This window comes from Streptomyces sp. NPDC005899 (assembly GCF_040629645.1).
In the GTDB taxonomy this organism is placed as follows: Bacteria; Actinomycetota; Actinomycetes; order Streptomycetales; family Streptomycetaceae; genus Streptomyces.
In genome coordinates, this window is the sequence record NZ_JBEXWB010000293.1 from 1 (window position 1) to 8203 (window position 8203).

Annotated in this window: 6 protein-coding genes; 3 read left to right on the forward strand and 3 right to left on the reverse strand. The window is 72.8% G+C overall.

The genetic code is table 11. The annotated features are described in order from the left end of the window. Together ABZ371_RS25370 and ABZ371_RS25375 are read right to left on the reverse strand one after the other, a co-directional pair. Window positions 1-1523: alpha/beta hydrolase (locus ABZ371_RS25370; protein WP_358683626.1), on the reverse strand; the 1523-nt coding region annotated here is incomplete at its 3' end. Window positions 1524-1704: 181 nt separating this feature from the next. After that, window positions 1705-2778 (reverse strand): Rv2578c family radical SAM protein, encoded by a 1074-nt coding sequence (locus ABZ371_RS25375; protein WP_358683628.1) that lies wholly within the window; start codon window positions 2776-2778, stop codon window positions 1705-1707. A gap of 160 nt (window positions 2779-2938) precedes the next feature. On the opposite strand from ABZ371_RS25375, the gene ABZ371_RS25380 reads away from it, so the two are divergent. Together ABZ371_RS25380 and ABZ371_RS25385 are read left to right on the forward strand one after the other, a co-directional pair. After that, a complete protein-coding gene (locus tag ABZ371_RS25380) occupies window positions 2939-3382 on the forward strand; it encodes an SRPBCC family protein (protein WP_358683630.1) in 444 nt (147 codons plus the stop codon). Window positions 3383-3581: 199 nt separating this feature from the next. Next, the gene (locus ABZ371_RS25385) at window positions 3582-6011 is read left to right on the forward strand and encodes an MFS transporter (protein ID WP_358683632.1); all 2430 of its coding nucleotides are present in this window, start codon (window positions 3582-3584) and stop codon (window positions 6009-6011) included. Between the two features lie 61 nt (window positions 6012-6072). Here the strand turns inward: ABZ371_RS25385 and ABZ371_RS25390 are convergent, their stop codons facing one another. Beyond that, window positions 6073-6966, reverse strand: a complete 894-nt coding sequence (locus tag ABZ371_RS25390; RefSeq protein ID WP_358683634.1) for a LysR substrate-binding domain-containing protein — start codon at window positions 6964-6966, stop codon at window positions 6073-6075. A 128-nt stretch (window positions 6967-7094) separates the two neighbouring features. Between ABZ371_RS25390 and ABZ371_RS25395 the strand changes: the two genes are divergently transcribed. Next, on the forward strand, window positions 7095-8096 hold the full coding sequence (locus ABZ371_RS25395) for an aldo/keto reductase (RefSeq protein ID WP_358683636.1): 1002 nt from the start codon (window positions 7095-7097) through the stop codon (window positions 8094-8096). Window positions 8097-8203 lie beyond the last annotated feature (107 nt).

Below are 8203 nucleotides of genomic sequence, written 5' to 3' on the forward strand. Positions count from 1 at the left end.
GTCAGCGGCTCCGGGTCGGGCAGGGCGTCGCAGACCGCGTCGGCGCCGCTGCCGCCCGCGTCCGGGACGGTGCCGTCGGTGAGGTAGTCCACCAGGTAGGCGTCCAGGCACGTGTTGCCGCTCAGGCTGATGCCGTGGTTGCCACCGCCCTGCTCCACGACCAGGGCGGAACCCTTCAGCTTGCGGTGCACGGCGACGCCGCCCTCGTAGGGGGTGGCCGCGTCGTCGGTGGCCTGGAACAGCAGCGCCGGCGGGATCTCGTGGTTGGTCACCCGGACCGGGTTCAGGGGCTCGACCGGCCAGGTGGCGCAGGGTGCGTTGTACCAGGTGTTGTTCCACGACATGAAGGGCGCCTTGCGGTGCGCCTGCCAGGTGTCGTCGCGCCAGGTGCTCCAGGTCCGGGGCCAGGCCGCGTCGCGGCACTGCACGGCCGTGTAGACGGAGTAGCCGTTGTCGCCCTCCGCGTCCACGGCGCCGAGGTTCTCGTAGGCGGCCACGAGCGCGGCCTCGCCCTTGCCTCCGGCGTACGCCGAGAACGCCTCGGCCAGGCCGGGCCAGTAACCGTTGTAGTAACCGCCGGGCAGGAAGGTGTCCTCCAGCTCGCTCGGACCGACCTCGCCCCCGGCCGGGTGCTTCTTCACGGCGGCGCGCATCCGGTACCAGGCGGCCTCGACCTCCGCCGGGTCGCTGCCCAGCCGGTAGGTGGCGTCGTGGCGCGCGACCCACGCGGCGAAGGCCTTGTGGCGGGCGTCGAACGCGTAGTCCTGGCCGAGGTTGTCCTCGTACCAGACGCCGCCGGGATCGACGATCGAGTCGAGCACCAGGCGCCGTACGCGCTCCGGGAACAGCTTGGCGTACACGGCGCCCAGGTAGGTGCCGTAGGAGTAGCCGAAGTAGTTGATCCGCGGGGCGCCGAGTGCCCTTCGGATCACGTCGAGGTCCTTGGCGGCGCTGACGGTGTCCATGTGGGGGAGCAGGTCGCCGTGGGTCTCGCCGCACGCGGCGGCGAAGGACGCCGCCCGGTCGCGGTTGGCCTTCTCGGCCCCGTAGGAGTCCGGCACGGTGTCGGGCCGCACCGGGTCGAAGTGCTTCGGCGCGCAGTTCAGCGCGGGGGTGCTCTTCCCGACCCCGCGCGGGTCGAAGCCGATGACGTCGTACTGGGCGGCGAGCTTCGGGGGCAGCGAGGAGGCCACGAAGCCGGCCATCGACAGGCCGCTCCCGCCGGGGCCGCCCGGGTTGACCAGCAGCGGGCCCTGCGACGTCCTCGCCGTATGGGGGACGCGCGAGAGGGCGAGGGTCACCTGCCTGCCCGAGGGGTGGTCGTGGTCCAGCGGCGCGCGGACCGTCGAACACTGGAGGGTGGGGTAGGACTCCGTCCCGCAGCCGGTCCACGTGAGCGGTGCGGCGGCGTGGGCGCGGGCCGGGGCGGAGGGGGGCGAGGTGGACGCGGCGGACGGTACGGCGCTCAGCACGCCCGCGACCGTCGCGCCGACGGCGACCAGGATTCCTGCACGTGTCGTCATATGGCCTCCCGTGGTGGAGAGAACGCGGCTGTGGGTGGCACAGCCCCCGCCGCATGCTCCCCGCAAACGGGCGCGGAAGGACAGATTCCGGCAGAGTTGACCCGATTGGTCAGACCGGCGGACCCGCGGCCGGGGCGGCCGCGCACGCGGGACCGGGGGTGACGGGACCTCAGGGCGTGGCTCAGAGCAGGGTCAGCTGGGTGGGGCCCTGTTCCTGCGGGCGCGGACTCCGCTCCTGCTCGGCGGGCGTCCCGGCGCGCGCGGGCGTGCCGATCCGCCGGGACCGGCCCCGGTGCGCGGGGCCGATGCCGTACTCGGCGGCCAGTTCGTGCACGCTGCGCGTGACGCGGCGCTGGTACCAGGTGGGCGCGTACGCCCCGTCCGCGTACATCCGCTCGTACCGCGGCACCAGGTGCGGGTGGTGGTGCGCGAGCCACCGCATGTACCACTCCCGGGCGCCGGGGCGCAGGTGCAGCACCAGCGGGGTCACCGAGGACGCGCCGGCGGCGGCGATGGCGCGGACCGTGGCGCGCAGTTGGTCCGGGTGGTCGCCGAGGAACGGGACGACCGGCGCCATGAGCACCGAGCAGTCGATGCCGTGGGCGGCCAGGGTGCGGACGACGTCCAGGCGGCGCTCGGGGGAGGGTGTGCCCGGCTCTACGGTGCGCCACAGGTCGCGGTCCGTGAAGCCCACGGACACGGAGATGCCGACCTCGGTGACCTCGGCGGCCTGCTTCAGCAGCTCCAGGTCGCGCAGGATCAGGGTGCCCTTCGTCAAAATGGAGAAGGGGTTCGCGTGGTCGCGCAGCGCCGCGATGATGCCGGGCATCAGGCGGTAGCGGCCTTCGGCCCGCTGGTAGCAGTCGACGTTCGTGCCCATCGCGATGTGCGCACCCTGCCACCGGTGGGACGCGAGGTGGCGGTCGAGCAGCTCGCCGGCGTTGATCTTGACGACGATCTGCGAGTCGAAGCCCAGGCCGGTGTCCAGGTCGAGGTAGCTGTGGGTCTTGCGGGCGAAGCAGTACACGCAGGCGTGCGAGCAGCCCCGGTAGGGGTTCACGGTCCATTCGAACGGCATGCGGGAGGCTCCCGGCACCCGGTTCACGATCGAGCGCGCCCGGATCTCGTGGAAGGTGATCCCCCGGAATTCGGGGGTGTCGAAGGTGCGCGTGGTCACCGCGTCCGCGGCGAAGAGCGCGCCGGGCCCCGGCTTCGCCCTCTGAGCGGTGTTTTCTGCCAGGTTGTCCCAGCGCATGGACGCCTCCTCGGTAGTACTGCGCAGAGAATAGAACATCTGTTCCCTTGATCGTGCGCGCCGGAACGGAGGCGGGAGGCGGGGCCCCGATTTTGAGGGGCCGCCCCCGAGGTGGTTGGCTCAGCGGCACCCCGAATAACCGAGTGCTGGAGGAGCAGGCATGGCGCAGGTCGAGGCCACGACGGAGCGGATCATCACGGCGGACGCGGAGACGGTGTTCGACGCGCTCGCCGACTACAAGGAGGTCCGGGGCAAGGTGCTCACCGCTCACTTCAGCGAGTACGAGGTGCGTGAGGGCGGAGACGGCGAGGGCACCCTCGTGCACTGGAAGCTCCAGGCCACCAGCAAGCGGGTCCGCGACTGCCTGCTCGACGTCACCGAACCCTCCGACGGCCGGCTCGTGGAGACGGACCGCAACTCCACGATGGTCACCACCTGGACCGTCACCCCGGCCGGCGAGGGGAAGTCCCGGGTCGTCGTCACGACCGTGTGGAACGGTGCCGGAGGCATCGGCGGATTCTTCGAGAAGACCTTCGCGCCCAAGGGGCTCGGCCGGATCTACGGCGAACTGCTGCAGAACCTCGCCACCGAGGTCGAGAAGTAACCACGCCGCGCCTCCTGCCGGTGTCACGGCCGGCCTCACCGGAACGGGTGGTTCTCCGGGGCGGCCGGTTGTGCGCCGCAACACCTCCCACCGGCGCATAAGCCCGCACCGCGCGCCCTGCGTACGCCCGGCCACGTTTGCCCCGCCTTGCCGCCTGATGCGAGAAATGGGCGGCGCAGTGCGATGAGGGGAGCGTCACGTGGTGGGTGGGATCACGAAGGTGAAGGACGAGCCGGGCGGTACGGGGGGTGCGGCGGCCGGACCGCTGCACCTCCCCCCGCCGGACACACCGGCCGCCGCGCCCGGGGAGACCGGCCCCCGGGGGGTCCGTCTCGTCTTCCTCGGCCTGATGCTCACCCTGCTGCTCGCGGCGCTCGACCAGATGATCGTCGCCACCGCCCTCCCCAGGATCGTCGGCGAGCTGCACGGCCTGGACAAGATGTCCTGGGCGGTCACCGCCTACCTGCTCGCCTCCACCATCGGCCTGCCGCTCTACGGGAAACTGGGCGACCTCTTCGGCCGCAAGGGCGTCTTCCAGTTCGCGATCGTCGTGTTCGTCATCGGCTCCGCCCTCGCGGGGTGGTCCCGCACCATGGACGAACTCATCGCCTTCCGGGCCGTCCAGGGAATCGGCGGCGGCGGACTCATGATCGGCGTCCAGGCGATCATCGCCGACATCGTCCCGGCCCGGGAGCGCGGCCGCTACATGGGCCTCATCGGCGCCGTCTTCGGCCTCGCCTCCGTGGCCGGGCCCCTCCTCGGCGGCTTCTTCACCGACCACGCCTCCTGGCGCTGGTGCTTCTACATCAACGTGCCGTTCGGCCTCGTCACCCTCGCCGTCATCGCGCTCGTCCTCAAGCTGCCCAGGCCGGCCGTCCGCCCCCGCCTCGACGTGCTGGGGGCGCTGCTGCTGGCCGCCGCCTCGACCTGTCTCGTACTGCTCACCAGCTGGGGCGGCACGGAGTACGCCTGGGACTCGCGGACCATCGTGGGACTCGCCGCCGGGGCCGCCGTCTCGGTCCTGCTGCTCCTCGTCGTCGAGCACCGGGCCGCCGAACCCCTCATCCCGCTGCGGCTGTTCCGCGACTCCGTCTTCACCGTCACCTCGCTGGTGGGCGCGGTCGTCGGGGTCGCGCTCTTCGGCGCCGCCAGCTACCTGCCGACGTACCTCCAGATGGTCGAGGGCGTGTCCGCCACCGAGTCGGGGCTGCTGATGCTGCCCATGATGGGCGGCATCGTCGTCGCCTCCGTCGTCTCCGGGCAACTCGTCTCGCGCACCGGCCGCTACCGCGCCTACCCCCTCGTGGGCGTGGCCGTCTCGGCCGTCGGGATGTGGCTGCTCTCCCTCCTGGACACCGGCACCTCACCGCTGGAGTACGGCGCCTGGCAGGCCGTCCTGGGGATCGGGATCGGCCTCGTCATGTCCATCCTCGTGCTGGCCGTGCAGAACTCCGTGCACCCCCGCGACCTCGGCACCGCCACCAGCGCCCACAACTACTTCCGGCAGATCGGCGGCAGCGTCGGCGCCGCGGTCTTCGGCACCCTGTTCGCGGGGCGCCTCGCCGACGCCCTGGAGGTGCGGCTCCCGTCCGGTGCCGGCCTGCCCGACCCGGCGTCGATCACCCCTCAGCTGGTCCACGCCATGGAGCCCGCGCTGCGTGACGCGTACATCCGGGCGTACGCCGACGCGATGCCGCGCATCTTCCTGTACCTCGTGCCGGTGCTCCTGCTCGGCCTGTTCCTCGCCTTCTTCCTCAAGGAGAAACCGCTGGTGTCCCACCACACCCCCCAGGCCGCCGACCCGGCCACGACGCAGACCACGATTCCGGCGGCCCGTGCAGTCCAGGGCCCGGGGCACCCCGGCCACCTCGCGGGGGTCCCGATCGGCGGGGACGTCCAGCACCCGGACGGTACGAGGGTGGGCCGGGCCGCGCTCACCCTCATCGACGTCCAGGGGCGGCAGGTCGGACGCGGGGCGAGCGGCGACGACGGGCGGTACGCGCTGAGCGCGCCCGGCGCCGGCTCCTACGTGCTGATCGCCGCCGCGGGCGGCCACCAGCCGCAGGCGGTCAGCGTCACGGTGGGGGAGCGGCCCGTGCGCCTCGACGTGGTGCTCGGCGGCGCGGGACGGCTCGCCGGAGCGGTCGTCACGCCCGACGGGGCGCCGGTGCGCGACGCCGCCGTCACCCTCACCGACGTACGCGGCGAGGTCGTCGTGACCACCCGCACCGGGCGGGAGGGCGGTTACGTGATCGCGGAACTCGTGGCCGGCGAGTACACCCTGGCCGCCAGCGCCCCGGCCTTCCGGCCCGCCGCCCTGCCGGTCAGTGTGCAGGCGGCACGCGAGACGCGGCAGGACATCGAACTGGCCGGCGGCGCCGTCCTGCGCGGAGTCGTACGGGCCCCCGGTGGCAGGGCGGTCGAGGACGCCCGGGTCACCCTGCTGGACGCGGCCGGCAACGTGGTCGGCACGCTGACCACGGGGCCCGACGGGTCCTTCCGCTTCGTCGATCTGTCGACCGGCGAGTACACCGTGATCGCCGCCGGATATCCGCCGGTCGCCACGGTCCTCCAGGTCCCCGGAGGGGGCCGCACCGAACGCGACGTCCAGTTGGGACACGAGGACTGACCGGCGGCGGGGCGGGACGCCGACCTCCCCTGCCCCGCTCTGCCCCGCCCCGGCAGGGCTCTCAGCGCAGGGGGTTCTCCCGTACCAGGGCCATCAGCGCCCTGGCCCCCGGGCTCATCGCCCCGGCCGGAGGGAGGACCACCACGCTCTCGTAGGCGGCACCGGGCGCGCCGTGGAGCTCCACCACCGCGAGCCCGGCGGCCTCCGGCTTGCGCGAGAAGTGGTGGGGGACGACCGCGATGCCGAGGCCCTCGTGCACCAGCTCCAGCAGGCTGTGCACGTCGTTGACCTCCAGGGCCACCGTGCGGCGGATCCCGGCCGCGGCGAACGCCTCGTCCGCCGCCCGCCGGGGCCCCCAGTCCGGATGGAAGTCGATGAACGGCTCGCCCCGCAGCGCGGCCCACGCCACCCGCGGCCCCTCGCGCGCCAGCCGGTGCCCGGGCTCGCAGAGGACGACCATGGCCTCCCGAGCCAGCGGCATCAGCTCGCCCCGCCACTCGCGCGGGCTGACGGTGGCCGCGAAGGCGAGGTCCAGGCGCCCGCCGGCCACCCCCTCCAGCAGGCTGGACGTGCCCTCCTGGCGCAGCCGGATCTCCATGTGCGGGTGTTCCCGGTGGAAGGCGGCGAGCAGTCGTGCCGGGCTGACTCCGGCCACGCACTGCTCGACCCCCAGGGTCAGCGTGCCGCGCAGCAGCCCCCGTACGGCGTCGACGGCGTCCCGGGCGGCCCTGGCCCCGGCCAGCGTGCGTTCCGCCTCCACCAGCAGGGCCTGCCCCGCCTCGGTGAGCCGCACCGTGCGGGTGGTGCGGCTGAACAGGGGCGTCCTCAGCTCGTGCTCCAGCGCCCGGACGGACGCCGACAGACCGGACTGGGACACGGCGAGACGCTCCGCCGCGCGGGTGAAGTGCCGTTCCTCGGCGACGGCGACGAAGTGCTCCAGCTGACGCAGTTCCATGATTGAACGATCCTAGCGATGAATCCAAGCGGAATCTCCTGTTGGACCGCTGGATCGATCTCCGTCAGGCTGGAGGACAGCGCACCAGACCTGGCGCGTTCCCCGGACCTCTCCCGCGGAGTGCTCGCATGTACCTTCCGTCCGCCGACCGCTACGCCGCCATGCCCTACCGCCGCACCGGCCGCAGCGGCCTGCTGCTTCCCGCGCTGTCCCTCGGGCTCTGGCACAACTTCGGAGGCGACCGGACCCCCGAGACGCAGGCCGCCATCCTGCGCAGGGCCTTCGACCTGGGCATCACCCACTTCGACCTGGCCAACAACTACGGCCCGCCGCCCGGCTCCGCCGAGATCACCATGGGCCGCGCCCTGAAGACGGACTTCGCGCACCTCAGGGACGAGATCGTCATCTCGACCAAGGCCGGCTACCACATGTGGGAGGGCCCGTACGGCGAGTGGGGGTCCCGCAAGAGCCTGCGCGCGTCCCTGGACCGGAGCCTGACCCGCCTCGGACTCGACTACGTCGACATCTACTACTCGCACCGCTTCGACCCGGACACCCCGCTCGAGGAGACGATGGGCGCGCTCGACACCGCGGTGCGCCAGGGCAAGGCCCTCTACGCGGGCATCTCCAACTACTCGGCCGACCAGACCCGCGAGGCCGCCCGGATCCTGGGCGAGCTGGGCACGCCCCTCCTCATCCACCAGCCGCGCTACTCGATGCTCGACCGCTGGGTCGAGGACGGTCTGCTGGACACCCTGGACGAGCTGGGCACGGGCTCCATCGCCTACTCGCCGCTGGAGCAGGGCATCCTGTCCGACCGCTATCTCGGCGGCATTCCCGAGGGGTCCCGGGCGGCGGGCGCGAGCCCGTTCCTGTCGGCCGACGCGGTCACCCCGGACCTGGTGGACCGCCTGGGCGCGCTGAACGGGCTGGCGCGGGAGCGCGGCCAGTCGCTCGCCCAGATGGCCCTGGCCTGGGTGCTGCGCGGCGGCCGGGTCACCTCGGCCGTCGTCGGCGCGAGCAGTGTCGCGCAGCTGGAGAACAGCGTCGCGGCGGCCTCGAACCTCGAGTTCGGCGACGAGGAACTCGCCCGGATCGACGAGGTCGTCAAGGGCATCACCCGCCCCTGACCCCCGGAGGAAGCCAAGATCGCGGTCTCCCACCTCTTCGACCTCGTCGCCAGCCACTGGAGCACCATCGTCCGCGAACCCGACCAGGCCCAGGCTGCCGGGTCGGG

What these genes read in the sequence shown, in the direction of transcription:
- ABZ371_RS25375 (WP_358683628.1), bottom strand. Translation starts at nt 2,778, where the DNA reads ATGCGCTGGGACAACCTGGCAGAAAACACCGCTCAGAGGGCGAAGCCG.
- ABZ371_RS25380 (WP_358683630.1), top strand. Translation starts at nt 2,939, where the DNA reads ATGGCGCAGGTCGAGGCCACGACGGAGCGGATCATCACGGCGGACGCG.
- ABZ371_RS25390 (WP_358683634.1), bottom strand. Translation starts at nt 6,966, where the DNA reads ATGGAACTGCGTCAGCTGGAGCACTTCGTCGCCGTCGCCGAGGAACGG.
- ABZ371_RS25395 (WP_358683636.1), top strand. Translation starts at nt 7,095, where the DNA reads ATGTACCTTCCGTCCGCCGACCGCTACGCCGCCATGCCCTACCGCCGC.